Here is a 21,917-nt window from a genome sequence, read left to right as displayed (position 1 = left end):
ATGTATCACCATGTGGGTGATATTTACCAAGAACCTCACCTACTATTCTAGCAGATTTTTTATGTGCAGTGTTAGATCTAACACCTAACTCATGCATACCAAATAAAACGCGTCTGTGTACAGGTTTTAAACCGTCTCGTACATCTGGAAGTGCACGTGACACGATGACCGACATTGAATAGTCAATGTAGGCTGATTTCATCTCATCTTCAATGTTGATAGGAATTAACTTCTCTCCTTCAGCCATATGTATTTATCTTTAAATTTTTGGTTTAAACAGTAAGGGGCAATATACGTTTTTCTCTTGTGTTTTCAGTATTTAGCCCACTGCTCTATATTGCTTTTTATTAACAAAAATATGTTTCCCTTTTTAATAAGTATGCTTAACTTCCATTGTCTCTTTGAAAGTAATTTTGTCAATTTACTAAAAGTGATATCAACGGAACGGTTTTTGAATTGTTATTTAAAAAACTTAGAAAAAGATAGGAGTGTTTATGGATGATAATTTTTCACCACGAGTTAAAGATGTAATTGCCTACAGCAAGGAAGAAGCTTTAAGACTAGGCCATGACTTTATTGGTACCGAGCATCTTATGCTTGGTTTACTGCGCGACGGAAGCGGAAAAGCTATAGAAATTCTTCAAGCATTAGATGTTGACCTGAGCCACTTAAGGCGCAAAGTTGAGATACTAAGCCCAGCAAACCCAAGTACAGGTTTAGCCAGCAGCGAGAAGCAAAATTTACACCTTACGCGACAAGCAGAGCGCGCATTAAAAACTACTTTTTTAGAAGCTAAACTTTTTCAAAGTTCTTCTATTAACACGGCGCATCTTTTACTTTGTGTTTTACGCAATGAGAATGATCCTACAACAAAGTTGCTAAACAAACTCAAGGTAGATTATGATAATGTAAAAGATCAATTTAAACTTATGATGACTAGCGATGACGATTATATAGAGCCAATTAAAAGTGAATCTTTTAGTGATGACGATACTGCTTCAGAATCTTCAAAAGAAAATCCTTTTAATGCTCCCGGAAATAAAACCAATAAAAAATCTAAAACACCAGTTTTAGATAATTTTGGGCGCGACTTAACAGCAATGGCTGAAGAAAATAAGCTAGATCCTGTTGTAGGCCGCGAAAAAGAAATTGAACGTGTTTCTCAAATATTGAGTAGACGTAAGAAAAATAACCCATTGCTTATAGGTGAGCCCGGTGTGGGTAAATCTGCTATTGCAGAGGGGCTTGCATTACGTATTGTAAAGCGCAAAGTATCACGTATCCTTTTTGACAAACGCGTAGTAACTCTTGACCTTGCCAGTTTAGTTGCGGGAACTAAATACAGAGGTCAGTTTGAAGAGCGTATGAAAGCCGTTATGAACGAGCTTGAAAAGAACACTGATATTATACTTTTTATTGATGAAATACATACTATTGTAGGTGCAGGTGGAGCGACCGGTTCATTAGATGCGAGCAATATGTTTAAACCGGCCCTAGCCCGCGGTGAACTTCAATGCATAGGAGCAACAACTCTTGATGAATACAGACAGTATATTGAGAAAGATGGTGCTTTAGAAAGACGTTTTCAGAAAGTTATAGTCGAACCTACAAATGAAGAGGAAACCATTGAGATTCTTAATAATATTAAGGACAAATATGAAGATCATCATAATGTAGTCTATACTCCTGAGGCCATTAAAGCTTGTGTTACACTAACAAGTAGATATATGACAGATCGTTTCTTGCCAGACAAGGCTATAGACGCACTTGATGAGGCTGGTTCTAGAGTACATATTATAAATATAGATGTCCCTAAAAAGATTCTTGATTTAGAACGTCAACTCGAAGAAGTACGTGAACGCAAAAATTCTGTTGTTAAAAAACAGAAGTATGAGGAAGCTGCTAAGTTACGGGATGACGAGAAAAATATTGAAAAAGATTTAGCGGCAGCTCAATTAACCTGGGAAGAAGATTCTAAGCAGCACAAAGAAACCGTTACCGAAGATAATGTGGCAGATGTAGTATCTATGATGTCTGGGATTCCGGTGACTAGAATTGCTAAGACTGAAAGCAATAAGCTTGCTGAATTACCTAAGTCTATTAAGAATAAAGTTATAGGTCAAGATGAGGCTGTTGCTAAAGTTGCCAAAGCAATTCAACGGAACAGGGCAGGATTAAAAGATCCTAATAAACCTATTGGTTCCTTTATTTTCTTAGGTCAAACTGGTGTTGGTAAAACACAATTAGCAAAAATTCTGGCAACAGAATTATTTGATAATGAAGATGCCCTTGTACGTATAGATATGAGTGAATATATGGAAAAATTTGCCGTATCTCGCTTAATCGGGGCACCTCCAGGATATGTGGGTTATGAAGAAGGCGGGCAACTTACTGAAAAAATACGCAGAAAACCTTATGCTGTAGTACTTCTTGATGAGATTGAAAAAGCGCATCCAGACGTATTTAACATGTTACTACAAGTGTTAGATGACGGATACTTGACAGATTCTTTAGGTCGTAAAATTGACTTTAAGAACACTGTTATTATTATGACATCAAATATTGGAGCTCGTAAGATTAAAGATTTTGGTCAAGGTGTTGGTTTTGGGACTAATGCCCGAAAAGATCAGGCAGAGGAAAATGCAAAAGGAATTATTCAAAATGCTTTGAAAAAAGCTTTTGCACCAGAATTTCTAAATCGTGTTGATGATGTAATTGTTTTTAATGCTTTAGACCGAAAAGAGATTCATCAAATTATTGATATTGAATTAAAGAAATTATTCAATCGCATACAGTCTTTAGGTTACAACCTACAGCTTAGTGACAAAGCAAAAGATTTTATAAGCGATAAAGGTTTTGACAAAGAGTATGGTGCACGACCTTTAAAAAGAGCAATTCAAAAATATATTGAAGATGCTCTTGCAGAAGAAATCATTACTGCAAAAATTGCTGAAGGAGATAATATCTTTATGGATATTGAAGATGGTAAAGACGAGTTATCAATTAAGATTGAAAAGGCTGAAAATTCTGCTCAATCCTAAGATTTATAAGACTTTAAACCACTAAAAAAGAACCACATTTGTGGTTCTTTTTTCTATTTATAACATTTCCTTAATGCCTTCTAATTACATTTTAATTATATTTAATTATGGGATTAACAAGAAAGCTAATACAACTTAAAGCTGGTATCATAGAGTTTACAGATTTTTATGCTCTGGGTATTGTAAATCCTGACATTAATTTTGACGAGAATGATCGTAAAGCATTTTTAAAAGCCTGTCTTGATCATTTTAAAAATCAACCTTTTGGGTATATATCTGTGCGTGATCATTCCTACAGTATTAATCCGTTAATATATTTAGAACTTAATAAAATTGAAAATTTGCGCGCATTTGCAATAGTTAGTCGCACACATATAGGAAGAGGGAACGCAAAAATTGAAGGCCAATTTTATAGAAAACCTTTCGGTATTTTTGAAACCAGAAATGATGCTAAAAAATGGATGAGGGCAGAAGTGATTAAATCTATCGACACAAATTAAAAAAAGGTGCCTTGAGCACCTTTTTTTTTATTATTTATTAATTCGAATTGGTATTACCCTACCTTTATTTGGTTTAGGTTCAATATTTATTAAGAACGTATAAACCCACATCAATGTGAATGAAGGAATAATATCTGTAAATGGAAGAAGTTCTTCTATAAAAACAAGAATAGAGGCAAATTTACCATTACGACCGGGATACATTTTGCTCATTTGTTTTGCGGCTACCGGAGCCCAGGCTAAATCTAAGAAAGGCCCAACAACAGGAATTGCCATACTCAACATCCCCACTGCATCAAAGAAAATGCCTTTCATTAGTAAGTTATAATCTAAAGTCTTCATAACTATTTGTTTTTATAAATATAAAGCAAATAACCTGCCATAGTTATCTTAAATCTGAACTAATAAGCTTTAAAAATTCATTTCGCGTTTCAATTTTCTCAAATTGCCCTCTAAAGCCTGAAGTTGTCGTAGTTGAATTCTGCTTTTGAATTCCTCGCATCATCATACACATATGTGATGCCTCAATAACAACTGCAACACCTTGTGGTTTTAAGGTATCATTAATGCACTCTAAAATATTATGTGTTAAGCGCTCCTGAACTTGTAATCTACGTGCAAAAACATCAACTATACGTGGTATTTTACTTAATCCTACAATATGCCCATTAGGGATATATGCAATATGCGCTTTTCCAAAAAATGGCAGTAGATGGTGTTCACAAAGCGAGTATAATTCTATATTTTTTACAATAACCATCTCATTGTAATCCTCCTTAAACATTGCACCTTTTAAAATAGCTACAGGATCAATATCATTACCACTAGTTAGATACATCATAGCTTTTGCAGCACGTTCTGGTGTTTTTAAAATTCCTTCACGAGAAGGATCTTCACCTAAACCTTTAATTATAGACTCATAATTATTTTTTATTTCGTCTTTAACCGTAATATTATACTCTTCAAACTTTCTGTAGGGTGACATAAGCAATTTTTTGTTTTTTTTTAAAGATAGGCTTCCTGTAATTTATCTTGAAAAAGCTTTTTTATCTTATTAATTTTTGGATCTATAATAAACTGGCAATAACCTTGTTGCTTATTATTATTGTAATACGAACTGTGCTCTTCTTCAGCTAGGTAAAAAGGCTTTGCCTCAGTTACTTCAGTAACAATTTTAGAATCAAATATTTTCTCTTTTTCTAAAAGAGCAATAAAATTTTCAGATTCTAATCGCTGGTCTTCCGTATGATAATATATCGCACTACGGTACTGTGTTCCAACATCATTTCCTTGACGGTTTAATGTTGTAGGATCGTGTGTAGTAAAAAATATTTGAAGTAGCTCTAAGTAAGTAATTATATCAGGATTATAATCAAACTGAATTGCCTCAGCGTGACCGGTTCTACCTTGACAGACTTCGCGATAGGGAGGATTTTTTATAGCACCTCCTGTATAACCACTTCGTACATTATAAATCCCGTTAAAACGTTGAAAAACAGCTTCAGTGCACCAGAAACATCCGTTTGCAAAAGTTGCAGTTATTAATTTAGTATTCATAGCATCACAAATTTAGACTCTAAGTATATTCTAAAATTTAGTTTAACTTTTTGTTAATACTTTTCTTCAAATCGTTAAACAAAATGATAAATGACAGTGTTGTTGTATAAAATTATAACGGGTGCTTTATCTTTACCCACAAATAATAACACTGTTTCTCTAGAAATAAAAGAGGTTAAAATAGTCGTAGTATACGACCTTAAATTACATTAAAATCACCCATTACCTTTATGATTAAAGCTGATTCTATATTTAAATCCTACGGAGATGTACAGGTCTTAAAAGGTGTTGATCTGTTGATCAAAGATGGTGAAGTTGTTTCTATAGTTGGGGCGAGTGGAGCAGGTAAAACAACGCTTTTACAAATTTTAGGAACCTTAGATCGTGCAGATTCTATTAAAAATACCCATCTCTCAATAAATGATATTGAAATATCAACGCTAAATGAGAGAGAACTCAGTCGCTTTAGAAATTTAAATATTGGTTTTATTTTTCAGTTTCACCAGTTATTACCTGAGTTTACGGCTCTTGAAAATGTATGTATTCCCGCATTTATTGCAAAAAAAGATAAAGATGTGGCTGAGAAAAAAGCTAAAGAATTGCTTGAATTTTTAGGTCTAAGTCACCGTATGCATCACAAACCTAATCAGCTCTCTGGAGGTGAGCAACAGCGTGTAGCAGTTGCACGATCACTTGTAAACGAGCCTGCGTTAATTCTGGCAGATGAACCTTCTGGCAACCTTGACAGTGAGTCTGCAGAAAACCTACACAAACTATTTTTCAAACTTCGAGATACTTATAATCAAACATTTGTAATTGTAACTCATAACGAGGATCTAGCTGCAATGGCAGATCGCAAATTAACTATGGTAGATGGCAAAATCATCTCTTAAACTTAAAAAGAGCGAACTCAAAGAATTTTTAGATGAAAAGGCAACTCTTTATGAAAGCCCTAAATTTATAGGTACAGATCCTATACAAATTCCACATCAATTTAATCAAAAAGAAGATATTGAAATAATAGGATTTTTAGTTGCCACAATAGCATGGGGAAACCGAAAAAGTATTATTAATAATGGTAACAAACTTATTGAGCTTTTAGATAATGCTCCACATGACTTTGTTATAAATCATTCTTCTAACGATTTAGCTAAACTTCAAAGTTTTGTGCACCGTACCTTTAATGGTACAGATTTGATCACTTTCATTGAAAGTTTAAAAAACATATACACACATCACAATGGGTTAGAGAATGCTTTTAGTACTAATACAACTAAAACGGGTATGCAAACCGCAATTAGTGATTTTAAAAAGTTATTCTTTGAAATCCCTCACTTAAACAGAACTCAAAAGCATATAAGTGATCCTCTAAAAAATTCAGCTGCAAAACGCATCAATATGTTTTTAAGATGGATGGTTAGACCCGCCCAGGCAGGTGTAGATTTTGGTCTATGGAAAAGCATTGAAACCACTCAATTATCTTGCCCGCTTGATGTACATAGCGGTAGAGTTGCGAGACAATTAGGATTATTAAAACGAACTCAAAACGATGCTAAAGCACTAGGTGAGCTTGACAAACAGCTACGTAAATTAGATCCAATAGACCCTGTAAAATACGACTTTGCCCTATTTGGGCTAAGCGCTTTTGAAAAAGACTTATTTTAATTAAGATAATTTGTAATTTTAATTTTTATAATTAGTCTTGTATTTAATCAAGTTGATATATTTTTGATTTTTAATAATAAAATATTATCGATTATAGTAATATTCTAACTATGCCAATACCCTCTTATCCTAAAAATGAATCACAACGGCTTGTTGAGTTAGAGCAATTGCAATTACTGGATAATGCTTCAGATCCAAATTTTGATACTATTACCAGGCTTGCTGCCTCAATTTGCAATGTTCCTGTTGCGCTAATTTCTTTGGTAAGTGAAAATAAACAATGGTTTAAATCTAAAATTGGCTGGGATATTTGCGAGACAGATCGTGAGGTTTCGTTTTGTGCTCACGCTATCTTACATCCTGAAAACATAACCCACGTTCCTGATTCTAGATTAGATGAGAGATTTAAAGATAATCCCTTAATTTCAGCAGAATTCCCTGTTATTTTTTATGCTGGGGTACCCTTACTTACGCCTACAGGAGAAGCATTAGGAACTTTATGCGTTATAGACAAGGTTCCTAGAGAACTTAATCAGATTCAATTAAATTCACTCAAAGACCTTGCTACTCAAGTAGAAAACCTTTTTGAACTTAGACGCAATAACATTCGCCTGGTTGAGATTGAGAAATTGCTTAATGCTAAAAACGAGCAGCTTAAAACTTTTGCAGGAGTCATATCTCATGATATGAAAATGCCGCTTGCAAATATGATTATTACAACAGATATTTTAAAAGCTAAATATGCATCACAATTTGATGACCAAGGCAATGAATATTTAGCATATTTGAAGCAATCATCTTTCTCTTTAAGTGATTATATTGATAATTTATTATCCTATTATGAGAGTGAAGATTTAACTATTCAAAACTTAGAATTTTTTGAACTAAACCATCTTATAGAAGACCTTATAGATCTTCTCAATATAAGTGATGACTACATTATAAATCTACCCGAAAAAAATCTTGAACTTCAAACAAATCGTTCTGCTGTAAGTCAAATACTTATTAATTTAATAACCAATAGTCTTAAATACAACGATAAGGAAACAGGCTTAATAGAATTTAAATGTACAGAAGATCACGCTTTCTACTATATTCAAGTTAGAGATAATGGTAAAGGTATATCTAAGGATAAACAGGATTCAATATTTGAATTATTCTCAACAGCTTCACAGACTGACAATAAGGGAAGAAAAGGAAATGGCATTGGGCTTTCTACTGTTCGTAATTTAGTAAAATCCCTAGGTGGCATAATTACCGTTAATAGTGATGGTATTAGTGGTACTACATTTGATTTTACCATAAAAAAGGTGCTTTCTTAAGAATATTTGTTTAACTATCTTTAGGGCCAATTAAAACCGGTAGTTCTGAACGAAAAGAAACGACAAGCAGCTGTAGATTCTTACAAATTAGTAGGGACGCTTCCTGAAAGAAGTTATGACGATATAACACAGATTGCAGCATATATCTGCAATGCGCCTATAGCATTAATTACAATGCTTGACTATAATCGTAATTTTTTAAAGTCGCATTATGGTGTTCCCTTTTCTGAATCACCACGTCAAATTTCATTTTGTACTCACGCTATACAATCACCAGAAGCTATTTTTGTGATTCCTGATGCACGTATAGATGATCGTTTTAAGAGCAACCCCTTAGTAACCGGCGATATGAAGGCTATATTTTACGCCGGTGTCCCTTTAATTGATAAAGGTGGCCATGCGCTGGGAACGCTTTGTGTTTTTGATCACGAACCCAGAACTCTAAATGAGCGCCAGCAAGTAACACTCATAGCGCTTGCAAACCAGGTCGTAAATCTTTTTGAACTCCACCGTCAAAATATAGAAAACAAAGCTTTACAAAAAAATCTGATTAAGAAAAATGGTCTTTTGAAAGATTTTGCAGGTGTTGTATCTCACGATATGAAAATGCCTTTAGCTAATATCATTACCACGACAGACTTGCTAAAAGCTAAATACAAAGAACTTCTAGATGATAAAGGTCTTGATTATCTCAATTACCTTAAAAGCTCTTCGTTCTCGCTTTCTGAATACATAAATGGTATTTTATTGCACTATGAAAGCGACAACCTTACCATAAATCAACGTCAAATATTTGACCTTCAGGATTTATTAGAAGAGTTAGAAGATTTGTTGAATACAGATTACAAGTGTGTAATTCACTTACCTGAAACTAATCACGCCATAAACTGTAATCGCGTTGCTTTAAATCAGATATTTCTAAATTTAATAGGAAACAGTTTAAAATATACAGACAAAGAACATCCTGAAATCACCATTACTTTTGATGAAAACGAGGATTTTTATTTGTTTGAAATTACAGATAATGGTATAGGTATTCCTAAAGATAAATTAGAAGAAATATTTGACCTGTTTACCGTTGCGACAGATACAGACAAAAACGGAAATCGTGGAAATGGTATAGGCCTATCTACTGTAAAAAAGTTAGTTACTAATCTAGGCGGAAAAATAAAAGTTATATCTACTGTTGGCGAGGGTACCACCTTTAAATTTACTGCTCGTAAAGAAGATATTCCTACACAATTGAGCGGCCCTGAAATAGACATTTCTCAACATATAAATTAATTGAAATAAAGGTTTTGTTTATGAATACTTTTACTTGTAAATCTCTTAATTTCGTATAGCACAATTAGCGCTCTAATATGCAGTTTAAAAACCCCGAAATTCTTTACGCTCTTTTTTTGCTGCTTATTCCTATTCTTATTCATCTTTTTCAATTAAGGAGGTATAAGAAAACCCCGTTTACAAATGTCGCTTTTCTACAAAACCTAGTTCAAAATACACGTAAAAGTAGTTCCCTTAAAAAATGGCTCGTTCTAGCCACTCGCCTTATAGCTTTAACTTGTTTGATCTTTGCGTTTGCTCAGCCGTTTATACCCGCTTCTAAAATAGCCACACAACCTAAAGAAACTGTTGTTTTTATAGACAATTCTTTTAGTATGCAGGCTACTGGTAAAAAAGGCAATTTACTCACTGAAGCTACTCAGGATCTTTTAACTAATTTACCTAAAGATAAAAATGTTACTATTGTAACTTGGAATGATGTAATTAGAGATTTTAAGCCTCAAGCAGATCAGAACTTATTATTAAATCTTGACTTCTCTTCACGTACTACAGACTCTCAAAGTCTTCTACTTAAGATAAACACATTATTTACAAAGAATAGAAACACTGTAAAACAGCTTGTTTTACTTTCAGATTTTCAAGACCTTGACTTATCTAGTACTCTTGATACAAACGCGATTCAACAATACCCTGTAATGTTGAAGCCGGTAAGTATCAATAATTTTTCGATAGATAGTATTAGTATTAATAGAAACTCAGAATTATACGACCTGCAAGTTCTATTATCTAGCACAGCCGCAAGTGATAGTGAATTACCAATATCGCTTTATGATTCAGATAAACTTATCGCTAAAGCTTCGGTGAAATTTGAATCTAAAGATACTGCTTCAGTAAAATTTCAAATTCCTACAGATAAAAAAATTAATGGAAAATTAAGTATCTCTGATCCGTTCTTAAAATATGATAACTCGTTTTATTTCAGTTTAAATAAGCTAGCACCCTTAAAAGTACTTGCTATATCAAATAATGACGATGACTTTTTAAGAAGATTATATCGTTCTGAAAATTTTGAATTCACGTCAATCCCCGAAAAACAACTTGACTATGCACTTCTGCAAGATCAAGATATGCTCATACTCAATGAACTCAAAAACATACCTGGTTCATTAATTAATATTTTAAAAGCTCATACTCAAAAAGGTGGCTCTTTAGTCCTAATACCTTCTATGCAAAATCCTGCAAGTAGTTATAGTACTTTACTTACAGCTTATGGTTACCAGCCTTTTTTAGAAAAAGTTGAAACCCCCAAGCTTATAAGTCAGATAAATTATGATCACCCACTCTATAAAAACGTTTTTGACGGAAGATCTTCAAATTTACAGTCGCACATCGTAGAGTCTTACTTTAAACTTCCCTCAAGCAATACCATACTTACGCTTGAAAATGGAGATCCTTTCTTAACCAGTAACGATAATTTGTATTTATTTACAGGATCGTTAGCCACAGCAAATAGCAACTTCACTAATGGACAGCTTATTGTACCTACTTTTGATAAAATAGCTTTAGCCGTTCTGTCACTTCCAGAAATTTATTATACCATAGGGAATAACTCAAAATTTGATATAAATACCACTCTTAGCACTGACGCCACTTTAGTTATTGAACAAAATGGCAAGCAATTTATTCCTTTACAAGAAAAGCAAGGCGATAAAATAGCAATTTCAACTGCCGAAGGTATTTTTACAGATGGGCTCTATGCTGTCAAATATAAACAAGACACCCTGGCTACTGTTGCGTTTAATCATAATAGAGCAGAAAGTAAATTACAAAATGTAAGAACACAGTTTAATACGGATTTTGCGTTTGCAACAGATATAAAAACATTGTTTAAAAAACTAGAACAAGACTCAGATCTTAATTTATTTTACAAATGGTTTGTTATTTTTGCACTACTCGCATTTCTTGCTGAAATGCTTCTACTAAAATTTCTTAAATGAACGCACGGATCGCACAGGCAACTCTTATTGATGAGAGTAATGACCACCACGGCAAACAGGTTGACATTCGCATTAAAGATGGGATTATAACAGAAATTGCTCCCAGCCTCAAAGCTAACAAAGGTGAAGAGCTTATTGATTTTGAGAACTTAATTGTTTCTCCAGGTTGGTTTGACAGCAGCGTAAGTATCGGAGAACCAGGATTTGAAGAACGGGAAACCATAAAAAATGGACTTGTTGTCGCTGCAAAAAGCGGTTTTACATCTATAGCGGTTAACCCAAATACTTATCCGGTAATAGATACCAATTCAAGCGTTTCTTTTTTAAAAAATAAAGCATCCGGCAATGCCGTATGCCTCTACCCTATAGGTGCTTTAACCCGAAAATCTGAAGGTGTAGATTTAGCTGAATTGTATGATATGAAACAAGCCGGGGCTATTGCCTTTGGTGATTATCAGCACTCGGTAAGCAATCCTAACTTGCTTAAAATTGCTTTACAATACACACAGGGGTTTAATGGTTTAGTACTTTCATTTCCGCAAGAAAATGATTTAGTAATAAAAGGTATGGCTAATGAAGGAGAAACTGCTATAAAACTAGGCTTAAAAGGAATTCCTGCTCTTGCCGAACATTTGCAGATCTCTCGTGATCTTTATATTTTAGAATATACGGGAGGCAAATTGCATATACCTACAGTATCTACCGCTCAAAGTGTAAAATTAATTAAAGAAGCAAAAGCTAAAGGTCTCGATGTAACCTGCAGTGTTGCTATTGCAAATCTTTTTTTTACAGATCAAGAGTTAGAAGAATTTGATACCCGCTACAAACTACTTCCTCCTTTAAGAGCCGAAGAAGACCGCAAAGCTTTAGTCGCAGGCGTTAAAGACGGCAGTATAGATATGGTTACCAGTGACCACAATCCGCTTGATATAGAGCAAAAGAAACTTGAATTTGATCACGCAAAATTCGGAACCGTGGCACAAGAAGCAACTTTGGGAGCGCTACTTACCTTATTTTCAGAACGTAAAGCGGTACAACTACTTACGGCAGGAGCATTACGATTTACGGGTAAAAAAGCCACAATAGCACTTAATGAACAGGCAAATCTTACTTTATTTACTTCAAAAGGCACGAGTATATTTACTAAAGAAGCGATTCTAGCTAAATCTAAAAATGCAGCTTTTCTAGGAGCTAAATTAAAGGGAAGCGTTTACGGCATTATTGCAAACAATCAATTTATAGCATCATAATAAATGAATGATCAAATAATTAAAGAAGGTAAAACAACCGCTATAATCGCTTATCTAAGTATGATAGGAACGGTAATCGCTATTTTTATGAATTCAGATTCAGAAAATACATTTGCCCGCTTTCACATCAGACAAGCCTTCGGTATTTTTCTAACCTTTTTTGCGTTGGGCTTTTTAGTTTCCTTTTTAAACAGTTGGCCCGCATCAATAGGCTTTTATATTTTTATCATTGTACTTTGGGGTTATGGTATTACCAGCGCCTTTCAAGGTACATTCACCCCTGTACCACTTTTAGGAAAACAGTTTCAAAAATGGTTCACCTTTATACAATAATATGAGTACGCTTTCACTTGAGCATCTAATACAAAGACCAAAAACTACAACAACTTCAAAATCTCCACTTATACTATTGCTTCATGGCTATGGTAGTAATGAAGAAGATTTATTCTCATTTGCACCAGAATTACCAGATAATTATTTTGTTATTTCTGCAAAAGCACCCAGACCTATGCAACCTTCAGGCAATGCATGGTACACAATACACTGGGATGCTACAGATGGTAAATGGTCTGATGATAAAGAGGCCATCGAGTCTCGTGAACTTATTTCAAAATTTATTGACGAGGCCGTAACGGAATATGATTTAGATGCCGAAAATGTTACGCTTCTTGGCTTTAGTCAGGGATGCATACTAAGTTATGCAGTTGCCTTGACCTATCCTGAAAAGGTTAAAAATATTATAGGACTTAGTGGCTATGTAAATGCAGATATTACAACTGCAAAAACCGACCTAAGTGCATACAGTCATTTATCAATATTCAGTTCACACGGTACAGTGGATCAGGTAATCCCTGTAACGGCAGCGCGCCAGATTCCTGCGTATTTAAAAAATTTAGGAATTTCTATTGAGCTAAATGAATATCCCGTAGGTCACGGTGTAGCTCCTCAAAATTTTTACGATTTAAAAAACTGGTTGTTAAAACATTAGACTTTATGGATAAAGGACACTTTGAAGCGTTTCAAAAGAAATGCTTCCGTCCTTTGCCACATTATAAAGTAAAATAAGTTCTCCCCAGCGTTTGCCGTCGCTAAAATCTGCAATAACCCATTTGTGGTTTAGAACCTCTATTTTATTTATTTGAAAAACATTTCCGTCTGCACTATCATAAGTTACAAGAGGGTTTCCTGAAGTACCATTTTTACTTATTAGAGCAGATTCTATTCGTGCCTCTAAATCTGTATAATCTACCCCAAAGCTTTCAAAATAGGAATAGGCATTATCATTGTTTGTTAGTTTAAAATAACGTGCCGATTGATCTCCTTGAATATTTGCAGACACAGAATTTGCTCTCTGCAATTTTTCCTCAAGCCTGGCAATTTGAGATTCTTGATTTTCATAAATCTTAGTTGAGTTCACATATTGAAAGACAACCCATAAAGAGACAAATAAAAATAAATACAAAAATATATTACGACGCATAATTTTAAATTTCTAACGTTAAGCCATCATAAGCTAAATGAACATTTTCAGGAAGCTTCTCTTCTACTTCTGCATGAAAACCTAGCAAATGACTAATGTGAGTAAAATAAGTTTTTTTAGGATTTATCTCGGCTACAAATTCGAGTGCTTCTATTAAATTAAAATGAGTGTAATGAGCTTCTTCACGAAGTGCATTTACAACCAAAACATCAAGGTTTTTAAGCTTTTCTTTCTCTTCAGCAGATATAGTTTTTACATCGGTTAGATAAGCAAATTTGCCAAAACGGTAACCAAACACCTGAAGATTGCCGTGCATTACATTTATAGGTTGCACCTCGAGATCGTTTATTTTAAAAGGTACATTATTTACAACTTCATTAATTTCTACCGCAGGAGCACCCGGATATCTATTTTCGGTCTCAAAAATATAATCAAAACGCCGTTTAAGCTCATTAATTACGCGCTTATGGGCAAACAATGGAATATCACCTTGTCTAAAGAAAAACGGTCGTATATCATCTAAACCGGCAGTATGATCAGCGTGCTCATGCGTAAACAATAATGCCTCAAGATGAGTTACATTTTCACGTAACATTTGCTGTCTAAAATCAGGCCCACAATCAATTACATAATTCGCATTATTGTAGTTAATTAAAACAGAAACACGCAACCTTTTATCACGTATATCGCGACTTTGGCAAACGGGATGCGTACTGCCTATAATAGGGATGCCCTGTGATGTTCCTGTGCCTAAAAAGGTAACTTTCAAACCTGTGAAATTTAGAACAAAACTACACTTAATTTTTTGTAAGCCCTACCATTTTGTTACCTTTAACCCCTAAAGGAACTATCCTATATTTACCCAAAACTTAGCACAATGCCTATAACAATTCAAGGTGACAAAGAGTTTGAAAACATCCCTTCCCTAATTAACAAAGCACTACGCATAAATCTTAACGAAAACATCTATGGGACGTTTGCTGAGATTGGTGCAGGGCAAGAAACCGTAAGGCATTTTTTTAGAGCAGGAGGAGCCAGTGGTACTATTGCAAAGGCGATGTCTGCTTATGATAAAGACTTTAGTGATGCTGTTTATGGTGTAGAAGAAGACCATCGTTATGTTACCGAAGCGCGATTGAAAAAGATGCTCACGCACGAGACTAATCTACTTGAGAATAGAATTTCGCGCGAAAAACACCCTAATAAGATCTATTTTACCTACGCTAATACTGTTGCTACTATAGATTTTGCCAAGAAGTATAAAGGTCACGGTTGGGTAGGTATAAAATACCAAACAGAGCCGCAAGCTGAGTTTAATGAGATTATCTTACATGTACGTTTTCACGAGACTGATGCCCGGTTGCAGCAATTAACACTTGGTACATTAGGTGTAAATCTAATTTACGGGGCCTACTATAAATACGACTCTCCTAAAAAATTACTGCGTTATTTATATGACCATATAGATAAAGATCAAATAGAAATTGATATGATCAATTTTTCTGGTCCGCAGTTTGAGCGTGTAGACAATCGCTTAATGAGTTTGCAACTTGTAAAAAATGGCTTTACAGACTCGGTGATGTTTGGTCCTGACGGAAACAATGTACTAGCTGCAAAAATCCTATACAAGAAAAACATTTTAGCGCTTCGCGGAAGTTTTAGACCGGTGACTAAAGTGAATACCGATATGTATCGTAAATCACTTGAAATATTCTTGAATGAAAACCGGGTAAAAGAAGAAAACACCGAAGTTATATTTGAAATTACCCTTTCTAACTTACGTGCAGAAGGTGAAATAGATGAAGAAGATTTTATGGCGCGTGCGCGATTGCTTTGTAATCTGGGCCATACGGTAATGATTTCTAACTTTCAAGAATATTATCGTCTTGTTGAATACTTCTCGCGCTATACTAAAGAGCGTATGGGGCTTGCAATGGGCGTAAATAACCTTATTGACATATTTGATGAGTCGTATTACAGACATTTGAGTGGCGGTATTCTAGAAGCCTTTGGCAAACTATTCTTCAAAGATTTACGCGTGTATTTATATCCTATGCGTGATCCTGAAACAGGCGAATTCTTCACCAGTGAGAACTTAAAAGTTCATCCTCGTATGAAGGAGTTATACAAATTCTTTAAATACAACGGTCGTGTTGTAGATATTGAAGATTACAATCCAGATATTCTAAACGTATTTTCGAGACAGGTATTAAAAATGATTAACAATAACGAAGAGGGCTGGGAGGCTATGCTTCCAAAAGGAATTGCAGATCAAATTAAAGAACAGCGTCTTTTTGATTACACACCACCGTCAGAATTATTATAAAATAAATAAAGTAAATATTAATAGCAAAAAAAAATCCCGAACTTTTCAGTTCGGGATTTTTTTAGTTTTAGCAATATCATGAGATTGCTGTTATCAAATCTGTGAGATTCAAACGCTGCTGATCTCCTGTTTTCATATTCTTTAGAGTAAAAACATTTTCTTCCATCTCTTGAGTTCCGGCAAGTACGACAAACTTGATATTGCGTTTATCTGCGTGAGACATCTGTTTTTTCATCTTTGCAGCATCAGGATATAATTCTGCTGTAATGCCCGCTTCTCGAAGTGCTTGCACCGCCTTTAAACAATACAGTGATTCATTTTCACCAAAATTTATAAAAAGCAATTGTGTTCCTTTAATGGCTTGTGTCGGGAAAAGATTTAATTCTTCAATAACCAGATAAATACGATCAAGACCAAAAGAAATCCCAACACCACTCATATCTTTTAAACCAAAAATACCAGTAAGATCATCATAACGACCGCCACCGCCTATACTTCCTATAGCTACCCCTTTAGGCGCAGCAACTTCAAAAATCGCCCCGGTGTAATAATTAAGTCCGCGAGCTAAGGTTACATCAAGGTCTAAATAAATAGTTTTGAGCCCTAGAGCTTCAATTTTAGTATGTATATATTCTAATTCTTCAATACCTCTTTTACCAATTTCAGAATCAGTTAAAAGTGCCTTTAGTAAAATTAGTTTATCAGCAAAATTTCCGTGCACTCTAAAGATAGGCTTCACGCGTTCTATTGCATCTTCAGAAATACCTTTTTCAAGCATTTCTTTAATAACGCCTTCTTCGCCTATTTTATCAAGCTTATCTAAAGCTACTGTAAAATCTATTAACTTATCGGCTTCACCAATAGTTTCGGCTAGGCCGGAGAGAATTTTACGGTTATTCATTTTTACCGTTGCGCCTTTCAGCCCTAAATCTGTAAAAACCGCATCATAAAGCTGAATAAATGCAACTTCTTGCAGTAAACTATCTGATCCCACTGCATCTGCATCACATTGAAAAAATTCTCTGAAACGCCCTTTCTGAGGACGATCTGCACGCCAAACAGGTTGAATCTGATACCGTTTAAATGGGAATTCTATCTCATTCTGATGCTGAACCACATAACGCGCAAACGGCACTGTTAAATCGTAGCGCAACGCTTTTTCTGATATTTCTGAAGTAAGCGCAGTGCTATTTTTTGAAGATAAATTTTCTTCAGAAGCTTTATTTAAATAATCTCCGCTATTTAATATTTTGAAAATGAGACGATCACCTTCTTCCCCGTATTTCCCCATTAGAGTACTGCTATTCTCGAATGACGGAGTCTCTATAGGCTGAAAACCAAATAACTCAAAATTATGTCGTAATGTATTTATGATATAATTACGTTTTGAAACTTCTTCGGGAGAAAAATCTCGTGTTCCTTTAGGTATACTCGGTTTTTGGGCCATTTTTAATATCTGTTCAAAAGCAGTAATTGCTTAAATTTAAGTTCTAAAAACATCCTATAAAGATGCGCGGCTGCAAATATCTTAAAAATTGAGGGTTTGCCACTTCTTATTTTTTTAAAACGGTAACTTTTTAGCACTTTAGCAGACCTATAGTTTCAAATCTTAATTTTATGTTCTCACTTTTTAGGGAAAATCTACGTATCGCTTTTGATGCGATACGCAGTCAGCTTTTAAGAACCATACTTACCGTAGTCATAATTGCTATAGGTATAACAGCTTTGGTTGCTATTTTAAGCCTTGTAAAAGCACTTGAAAACACAATTAGTAGTGATTTCTCTTCTATGGGGTCAAACACCTTTAACATACAGCGCTATGAATTTACAACCCAAAGACGCGGTAGTGGTGAAACTCAAAAAGTAAATCCTACCATTCGATACACCCAGGTTCGCGATTTTGAGGAGCGTTACACCTACCCAATGACTCACGTTGCCGTATCGTTTACAGGTACAGCAAATGCAGAGGTTAAATATGAGAATCAAGATACAGATCCTGAAGTAACCGTTCTAGGAACTAATGAAAATTTTCTTGAGAATTCTGGACTAGAATTGGCGCAGGGACGAAATTTTAATCAATTTGATGTAGAAAATAATAACAACGTTTGTATTCTGGGAAGTGATTTTAAAAACGGTCTACTAAAAAATTTAGACCCTATTGACAAAACAATAAGCATACGCGGAACAAAATTTAAAGTTATAGGTATTCTGGAAGAAAAAGGCTCGACTTTTGGAAATAGCCAGGATTTACGAGTTCTCATACCTATACAAATCGCACGCTCAATGTTTACCGCTCCCAATATAAATTACAACGTGAGCGTTAAAGTTGACGATAAACAACTTCTTGATGGTGCCTTAGATGAAGCTGTTATAACCTTTAGAAATGTTAGAAAATTAGCTCCTGTTGAAGAAAATGACTTTGGAATAGGCAGAAGTGACGATCTTATAAATCAAATCTCACAAATAAGCGGATATCTATCTATGGCCGCCTGGATAATAAGTATGATCACCGTATTGGGATCTTCTATAGCGTTAATGAATATCATGTTAGTTTCTGTAACAGAACGAACACGGGAGATAGGTGTTAGAAAAGCATTAGGTGCAAAGAAATCTATTATTGCCGGTCAATTTCTAATGGAAACTATAATCATTGGACAATTCGGAGGTATACTTGGTATTATATTGGGTATCTCTATAGGCTTACTAATCTCTACAGTGGCTAATTTTAACTTTACCACCCCGTGGATGGCGATGCTCTCTGCTACCGCTATAACTATTATTGTAGCTATTGTTGCCGGCTTATTCCCTGCTATAAAAGCTGCCAAACTAGACCCGATAGAATCGTTACGTTATGAATAAAAAAAAGCCTGTCTGATTTAAAATCAGATAGGCTTTCTTATAAAAATTAATTTCTATTCTACTTCTACAAATTTCTCAAACCAGGCAAATAAATCTCCTTGAGTTATTGAAGCTCCCTGTCGTATTAAAACGAAAATATCATTGTTACGATCTTCAGATAAGAGCTTACTAGACGTATACAAGTTAACTTCATCTTTCATAAAGTTATTTTGTAGCCATTTATATCCGGCAGGTGTAGTAATATCTATTTCCTTATTTTCTACCTCAATAGAGATCATACTAATTTTTAGATCTCCTACGTTAAATAAAAACATATGCTGAGGAGAGAAATGCTCAAGGAATTTTACCTTACTTAGCACGCCTTCCCAAACTAAATCGCTAAAAACATCGAGCTCTTGCTCTGCTACTTCAGGCTTATCTTTTTTAATAGATTCCCACTCCTCTGCAGTTATAGATTGTGCAGCTAAAAAGTTTATAAACTCTTTATGCATCTCTTCTAATTGCTCTTTTGAAAGTCTGATATACTTCATTACCTCATTTTTTAAAATAAAAAAGCTCCCGCGGTTAGCGGAAGCTTTAATTTATAACTTGATTGTCTTAAGCTTCTGCTATAACATCAAATGTAAGAGTAGCAACAACCTCACGGTGAAAACGAAGACTAGCTTCATATTGACCTAAACGTTTAATGTTACCACCAGCAATTGTAATATATTTTCTGTCTATCTCTACGCCATTTTTAGCTAGAGCAGCTGCAAGATCTGCATCTGTAATAGAACCGAATAACTTGTCTGCTTCACCTGCTTTAGCCGTAAGTTTAATATCTAAACCATTTAACTTCTCAGCTTGAGTCTTAGCAGCATCTACGATCTTCTTATCTTTATAAGCACGTTGCTTTAAATTTTCAGCTAGAACCTTCTTAGCAGAAGGAGTTGCTAAAATAGCGTGACCTTGTGGGATAAGAAAATTTCTTCCGTAACCGTTTTTCACAGTTAAAAGATCATCAACAAATCCTAGATTTTCGACGTCTTTCTTTAAAATAACTTCCATCTTATCTAGTTTTTATTTGTATAAATCAGTTACATATGGCATAAGCGCAAGATGTCTTGCTCTCTTAACTGCTACACTTACTTTACGCTGGTACTTCAAAGAAGTTCCTGTAAGGCGACGTGGTAACAATTTACCTTGCTCATTTACAAAAGAAGCTAACCAATCTGCATCTTTGTAATCAATATATTTAATACCAGAACGCTTAAAACGACAGTATTTTTTTGTCTTAGAGGTTTCAATATTTAACGGAGTTAAATATCTAATTTCCCCATCTTTCTTAGCTTTTGCTTGTTGCTCTATAGATGATGCCATAACTATGCTTTTTCTTTGTTACGTTTTCTACGCTTTTCAGCCCACTCGATTGCGTGCTTGTCTAAGCTTACAGTTAGGAAACGCATAACACGCTCGTCACGTCTAAACTCTAGTTCAAAACTCTTGATAACCTCTCCAGGTACCGTGAATTCAAAAAGATGGTAGAAACCACTTTTTTTGTTTTGGATCGCGTAAGCTAATTTTTTTAGCCCCCAATCTTCTTTGGATATCATCTTGGCACCGTTAGAAACAAGAAAATCTTCAAATTTCTTTACTGTTTCCTTTACCTGGTCATCAGATAAAACGGGATTCAAGATGAAAACAGTTTCGTAATGATTCATAAAAAATGTTTATTTATATAAAAATGAGTGCAAAAGTAATGTTATTTATCCACTTAACAAACCTTCAATACACATAATTTTAAAATGAATTTATAGCAATTAATTTCAAGTGATTAAGATATCAAAAAAAAATATCGATGAAATACACAAAGTAATTGGTAAATACTTATATTGCAGTAAGATTTGTTGAACTAATGTTATCTCATTAAATATTTTGGAAGAACTCATACTAGACTGTGCTGTAGTAGATGACTCAAGCTTACAGCGTCTTGCCATTGTTAAGATGATCAAAGATCATCCTAACCTGCGTTTGGCGGCACAATATAATAACGCTATCGAAACTAAAAACGGGCTGTTAGAAACTAAGGTTGACCTTATTTTTCTAGATATAGAAATGCCCATTCTTACAGGGTTTGATTTGCTTGATGACTTAGTTCATAAGCCGCAAATTATTTTTGTGACAGGTAAAACTAAATATGCTTATAAAGCATTTAATTACAATGCAATAGACTATTTACGTAAACCTCTTACTAAAGATCGCTTCTTAAATGCTGTACATAAAGCTATTAATCTACACCGCCTCAAAACGGAAGGTAGTGTTGAAGATGATGATTATATTTTTGTAAAAAGTAACCTTAAAAAGAAGAAAGTATTTCTTAATGACCTTAAGTTTATCGAGGCTTTGGGAGACTATGTGAAGCTAGTTACTTACAACGAACCTATTATTGTGCTTTCTACAATGAAAGCTTTTGAAGAGCAATTACCTTCAGAGCGTTTTATGAGAATTCATAAATCTTATATTATTAATCTTGATAAGGTAGAGAAATACAATAGTCGTAACATAGAAATTGAAGGAGATAAAATACCATTAAGTAGACATAAGAAGACAAAACTTATGGAAGCTTTATCAAAATAACATAAAACACATATATATTA

The 21,917-nt window shown here is 34.5% G+C and carries 24 protein-coding genes; 13 read left to right on the top strand and 11 right to left on the bottom strand.

The window, feature by feature from the left end:
- The coding region (locus tag ACIGAM_RS04265; RefSeq protein WP_396510225.1) for a DNA gyrase subunit A at positions 1 to 247 on the bottom strand (247 nt) is incomplete at its 3' end.
- 247 nt (positions 248 to 494) lie between these two features.
- Here ACIGAM_RS04265 and ACIGAM_RS04260 point away from each other — a divergent pair.
- Positions 495 to 3,041, top strand: a complete 2,547-nt coding sequence (locus ACIGAM_RS04260) for an ATP-dependent Clp protease ATP-binding subunit (RefSeq protein WP_396510224.1) — start codon at positions 495 to 497, stop codon at positions 3,039 to 3,041.
- 107 nt (positions 3,042 to 3,148) lie between these two features.
- The gene (locus ACIGAM_RS04255; RefSeq protein WP_396510223.1) at positions 3,149 to 3,541 is read left to right on the top strand and encodes a hypothetical protein; all 393 of its coding nucleotides are present in this window, start codon (positions 3,149 to 3,151) and stop codon (positions 3,539 to 3,541) included.
- Between the two features lie 30 nt (positions 3,542 to 3,571).
- On the opposite strand, the gene ACIGAM_RS04250 is transcribed toward ACIGAM_RS04255, so the two are convergent.
- The 3 genes from ACIGAM_RS04250 to msrA are packed head-to-tail and all read right to left on the bottom strand — an operon-like array spanning position 3,572 to position 5,098.
- A complete protein-coding gene (locus tag ACIGAM_RS04250; protein WP_396510222.1) occupies positions 3,572 to 3,883 on the bottom strand; it encodes a hypothetical protein in 312 nt (103 codons plus the stop codon).
- 43 nt (positions 3,884 to 3,926) lie between these two features.
- On the bottom strand, positions 3,927 to 4,526 hold the full coding sequence (gene folE / locus ACIGAM_RS04245; protein WP_396510221.1) for a GTP cyclohydrolase I FolE: 600 nt from the start codon (positions 4,524 to 4,526) through the stop codon (positions 3,927 to 3,929).
- Positions 4,527 to 4,546: 20 nt separating this feature from the next.
- Positions 4,547 to 5,098, bottom strand: a complete 552-nt coding sequence (msrA, locus tag ACIGAM_RS04240; protein ID WP_396510220.1) for a peptide-methionine (S)-S-oxide reductase MsrA — start codon at positions 5,096 to 5,098, stop codon at positions 4,547 to 4,549.
- A gap of 230 nt (positions 5,099 to 5,328) precedes the next feature.
- Between msrA and ACIGAM_RS04235 the strand changes: the two genes are divergently transcribed.
- The 8 genes from ACIGAM_RS04235 to ACIGAM_RS04200 all read left to right on the top strand — a co-directional run bounded on the left by ACIGAM_RS04235 (position 5,329) and on the right by ACIGAM_RS04200 (position 13,604).
- Complete coding sequence (locus ACIGAM_RS04235) at positions 5,329 to 5,991, top strand: ABC transporter ATP-binding protein (RefSeq protein WP_396510219.1); 663 nt, start codon at positions 5,329 to 5,331, stop codon at positions 5,989 to 5,991.
- Positions 5,972 to 6,763, top strand: coding sequence for a TIGR02757 family protein (locus tag ACIGAM_RS04230; RefSeq protein WP_396510218.1), 792 nt, complete (start codon positions 5,972 to 5,974; stop codon positions 6,761 to 6,763). The genes ACIGAM_RS04235 and ACIGAM_RS04230 overlap by 20 nt, the downstream gene beginning before the upstream one ends.
- A 110-nt stretch (positions 6,764 to 6,873) precedes the next feature.
- Positions 6,874 to 8,085 carry an ATP-binding protein gene (locus ACIGAM_RS04225; protein ID WP_396510217.1) on the top strand — a complete coding sequence of 404 codons (1,212 nt, stop codon included), beginning with the start codon at positions 6,874 to 6,876 and terminating at the stop codon, positions 8,083 to 8,085.
- 45 nt (positions 8,086 to 8,130) lie between these two features.
- Positions 8,131 to 9,369 carry an ATP-binding protein gene (locus ACIGAM_RS04220; protein ID WP_396510548.1) on the top strand — a complete coding sequence of 413 codons (1,239 nt, stop codon included), beginning with the start codon at positions 8,131 to 8,133 and terminating at the stop codon, positions 9,367 to 9,369.
- A gap of 77 nt (positions 9,370 to 9,446) precedes the next feature.
- The gene (locus tag ACIGAM_RS04215) at positions 9,447 to 11,366 is read left to right on the top strand and encodes a BatA domain-containing protein (RefSeq protein ID WP_396510216.1); all 1,920 of its coding nucleotides are present in this window, start codon (positions 9,447 to 9,449) and stop codon (positions 11,364 to 11,366) included.
- Complete coding sequence (locus tag ACIGAM_RS04210) at positions 11,363 to 12,616, top strand: dihydroorotase family protein (protein ID WP_396510215.1); 1,254 nt, start codon at positions 11,363 to 11,365, stop codon at positions 12,614 to 12,616. Before ACIGAM_RS04215 ends, ACIGAM_RS04210 begins: the two co-directional genes overlap by 4 nt.
- 3 nt (positions 12,617 to 12,619) lie before the next feature.
- Positions 12,620 to 12,949 carry a hypothetical protein gene (locus tag ACIGAM_RS04205; protein ID WP_396510214.1) on the top strand — a complete coding sequence of 110 codons (330 nt, stop codon included), beginning with the start codon at positions 12,620 to 12,622 and terminating at the stop codon, positions 12,947 to 12,949.
- A gap of 1 nt (position 12,950) precedes the next feature.
- Positions 12,951 to 13,604 carry an alpha/beta hydrolase gene (locus ACIGAM_RS04200; RefSeq protein WP_396510213.1) on the top strand — a complete coding sequence of 218 codons (654 nt, stop codon included), beginning with the start codon at positions 12,951 to 12,953 and terminating at the stop codon, positions 13,602 to 13,604.
- A 3-nt stretch (positions 13,605 to 13,607) separates the two neighbouring features.
- On the opposite strand, the gene ACIGAM_RS04195 is transcribed toward ACIGAM_RS04200, so the two are convergent.
- Positions 13,608 to 14,096, bottom strand: a complete 489-nt coding sequence (locus ACIGAM_RS04195) for a hypothetical protein (protein ID WP_396510212.1) — start codon at positions 14,094 to 14,096, stop codon at positions 13,608 to 13,610.
- A gap of 4 nt (positions 14,097 to 14,100) precedes the next feature.
- A complete protein-coding gene (locus ACIGAM_RS04190; protein ID WP_396510211.1) occupies positions 14,101 to 14,865 on the bottom strand; it encodes an MBL fold metallo-hydrolase in 765 nt (254 codons plus the stop codon).
- Positions 14,866 to 14,973: 108 nt separating this feature from the next.
- On the opposite strand from ACIGAM_RS04190, the gene ACIGAM_RS04185 reads away from it, so the two are divergent.
- Positions 14,974 to 16,422: a TonB-dependent receptor gene (locus ACIGAM_RS04185; protein ID WP_396510210.1), complete on the top strand. Its 1,449-nt coding sequence runs from the start codon at positions 14,974 to 14,976 to the stop codon at positions 16,420 to 16,422.
- A gap of 76 nt (positions 16,423 to 16,498) precedes the next feature.
- Here the strand turns inward: ACIGAM_RS04185 and hisS are convergent, their stop codons facing one another.
- Positions 16,499 to 17,869, bottom strand: a complete 1,371-nt coding sequence (gene hisS / locus ACIGAM_RS04180; RefSeq protein ID WP_396510209.1) for a histidine--tRNA ligase — start codon at positions 17,867 to 17,869, stop codon at positions 16,499 to 16,501.
- A 170-nt stretch (positions 17,870 to 18,039) separates the two neighbouring features.
- Here hisS and ACIGAM_RS04175 point away from each other — a divergent pair, with 170 nt between their 5' ends.
- A complete protein-coding gene (locus tag ACIGAM_RS04175) occupies positions 18,040 to 19,281 on the top strand; it encodes an ABC transporter permease (protein WP_396510208.1) in 1,242 nt (413 codons plus the stop codon).
- Between the two features lie 53 nt (positions 19,282 to 19,334).
- On the opposite strand, the gene ACIGAM_RS04170 is transcribed toward ACIGAM_RS04175, so the two are convergent.
- The 4 genes from ACIGAM_RS04170 to rpsF form a co-directional block, all read right to left on the bottom strand.
- Positions 19,335 to 19,811 (bottom strand): DUF6495 family protein, encoded by a 477-nt coding sequence (locus ACIGAM_RS04170; protein ID WP_396510207.1) that lies wholly within the window; start codon positions 19,809 to 19,811, stop codon positions 19,335 to 19,337.
- Between the two features lie 67 nt (positions 19,812 to 19,878).
- Positions 19,879 to 20,328, bottom strand: a complete 450-nt coding sequence (gene rplI, locus ACIGAM_RS04165) for a 50S ribosomal protein L9 (RefSeq protein ID WP_396510206.1) — start codon at positions 20,326 to 20,328, stop codon at positions 19,879 to 19,881.
- 12 nt (positions 20,329 to 20,340) lie between these two features.
- Positions 20,341 to 20,640 (bottom strand): 30S ribosomal protein S18, encoded by a 300-nt coding sequence (gene rpsR / locus ACIGAM_RS04160; protein WP_028375809.1) that lies wholly within the window; start codon positions 20,638 to 20,640, stop codon positions 20,341 to 20,343.
- 2 nt (positions 20,641 to 20,642) lie between these two features.
- Complete coding sequence (gene rpsF / locus ACIGAM_RS04155; protein ID WP_028375810.1) at positions 20,643 to 20,981, bottom strand: 30S ribosomal protein S6; 339 nt, start codon at positions 20,979 to 20,981, stop codon at positions 20,643 to 20,645.
- Positions 20,982 to 21,195: 214 nt separating this feature from the next.
- Between rpsF and ACIGAM_RS04150 the strand changes: the two genes are divergently transcribed.
- Positions 21,196 to 21,897 (top strand): LytR/AlgR family response regulator transcription factor, encoded by a 702-nt coding sequence (locus ACIGAM_RS04150; RefSeq protein ID WP_396510205.1) that lies wholly within the window; start codon positions 21,196 to 21,198, stop codon positions 21,895 to 21,897.
- Positions 21,898 to 21,917 lie beyond the last annotated feature (20 nt).

Source organism: Leeuwenhoekiella sp. NPDC079379 (assembly GCF_044542075.1).
Lineage (GTDB): Bacteria > Bacteroidota > Bacteroidia > Flavobacteriales > Flavobacteriaceae > Leeuwenhoekiella.
The sequence above is the reverse complement of the archived record's forward strand: the minus strand, read 5'-3'. Positions and strand labels throughout refer to the sequence as shown.